This window comes from Vibrio sp. 10N.222.46.A1 (assembly GCF_041473595.1).
GTDB classification, from domain to species: Bacteria; Pseudomonadota; Gammaproteobacteria; order Enterobacterales; family Vibrionaceae; genus Vibrio; species Vibrio tasmaniensis_A.
Map to the genome: position 1 here is coordinate 1 of NZ_JBFRSN010000973.1, position 2,212 is coordinate 2,212.

A 2,212-nucleotide genomic window follows, 5' to 3' on the forward strand; every position below is an offset into this window, starting at 1 on the left:
CTGTTGTATCGTTTCGAACTATCTGGAACCCAGAGCGATATTGATATCGTGACAAATGGGTTAGAACAATTTTGGAAACATCATGGATAACCACTTTGAGAACGAGTCCCTTGACTACCATGCTTTAAACGCAATGTTGAATCTACTTGATGAACAAGGGACGATTCAGTTTGAGGCAGACAAGCAAGCGGCTCGACAGTTTTTCTTACAACACGTTAATCAAAATACCGTTTTCTTTCATAATTTAGACGAGAAGATCGACTATTTGCTTAGAGAGGGGTATTACGAGGCTCAAGTTATTGAGCAATATGATCGCAGTTTTCTTCATCAAATCTGGGCAAACGCCTATCAAGCCAAATTTCGATTCCGCACGTTCTTAGGTGCTTATAAGTTTTTTACTTCCTATGCACTGAAAACTCGTGATGGTAAGCGATATTTAGAAAGGTTCGAAGACCGAGTGGTTATGACTGCGCTGTTACTGGCTCGTGGTGACTGTGAATTTGCACTGGCACTAATGGAAGAAATCATTCATCAACGCTTTCAACCGGCTACGCCCACTTTTATTAACTCCGGTAAAAAGAGCCGTGGTGAATTGATCTCCTGCTTTTTGTTGAGAATCGAAGACAATATGGAGAGCATCGGTCGTGCGATTAACTCATCGTTGCAACTCTCACGTCGTGGCGGTGGTGTTGCTTTACTTCTGACGAACTTAAGAGAGCAAGGTGCGCCCATTAAGGGGATCTTAAATCAAAGTTCAGGTGTCGTCCCTGTGATGAAATTGCTTGAAGACAGTTTCTCGTATGCAAACCAATTGGGGTCTAGGCAAGGCGCGGGTGCTGTCTATCTTAATGTTCACCATCCAGACATCATGCAATTTCTTGATACGAAAAGAGAAAATGCCGATGAAAAAATCAGAATTAAGACCTTGAGCCTTGGTGTTGTCATTCCCGATATTACTCTGGAATTAGCCAAGCAAAACAAAGATATGTACTTGTTTTCTCCTCATGATGTTGAGCGAGTGTATGGCGTACCTTTCTCTGAAATTTGCGTGACGGAGAAGTACCATGAAATGGTGGATGACCCGAGGATCCGCAAAGGGAAAATGAGTGCAAGAGGGCTTTTCCAAACGCTTGCCGAGATCCAATTTGAGTCGGGCTATCCATACATTATGTTCGAAGATACGGTTAATCAGGCTAACCCCATTCAGGGGCGTGTAAATATGTCTAACTTGTGTTCTGAAATATTGCAGGTCAACGAGGCGTCAAATTATGATGACGACTTGAACTATAGTCATGTCGGGCGAGATATTTCGTGCAATTTAGGCTCGATCAATATTGCTAAAGCCTTGGATGGAGGTCGACTATCTCAAACCGTTGACACCGCAATTCGAGCATTAAATGCAGTGTCAGAGATGAGCGCAATCAACAGTGTTCCTTCGATAAGAAAGGGCAACGATGAAAGTCATGCTATTGGTTTAGGTCAGATGAACTTGCATGGGTTTTTGGCTAGAGAACGCATTCACTATGATTCACCAGAGGCCATTGATTTCACCAGCAGTTATTTTGCCTGTGTTTTATATCACTGTCTCGTGGCTTCCAATAAGTTGGCACAAGAGAAAAAGAGTACGTTCAAAGGGTTCGAAGATTCTAGTTACAGTGATGGGTCTTTCTTCGACAAATATTTGCAGCAGGATTTCTCGCCAAAATTGGACGTGGTCCAAGATCTCTTTAGCCGTTTAGATATACGAATACCCACCGTGTCTGAGTGGAACGAATTGAAACAACTCGTCATGAGCTCAGGGCTATACAACCGATACTTACAGGCCATTCCTCCTACAGGCTCAATTAGCTATATCAACGACTCTACCGCTTCTATTCATCCCGTTACCGCTAAAGTGGAGATAAGAAAAGAGGGTAAAATTGGGCGAGTTTACTTCCCTGCGCCGTATTTGAATAACTCCAATTTAGAGTATTTTCGTGACGCTTTTTCCATAGGCCCTAAGGCAATAATCGATGTTTATGCAGCGGCCACTGAACATGTTGATCAAGGCCTTTCATTAACTTTGTTTTTTGACGATGAGGTAACGACGAGAGATATCAACAAAGCTCAGATCTACGCATGGAAAAAGAAAATTAAAACGCTTTACTACATCCGAATGCGACAGAAAGCATTAGAAGGTACTCAAGTCGAAGGGTGCGTGTCGTGCTCACTG

Annotated in this window: 1 protein-coding gene; it reads left to right on the plus strand. The window is 42.8% G+C overall.

Annotation, left to right across the window (positions count from 1 at the left end; all coding sequences use genetic code 11):
• Positions 1-82 precede the first annotated feature (82 nt).
• A partial coding sequence (nrdE, locus tag AB4496_RS22700) for a class 1b ribonucleoside-diphosphate reductase subunit alpha (RefSeq protein WP_102258317.1) occupies positions 83-2,212 on the plus strand: 2,130 nt, incomplete at its 3' end.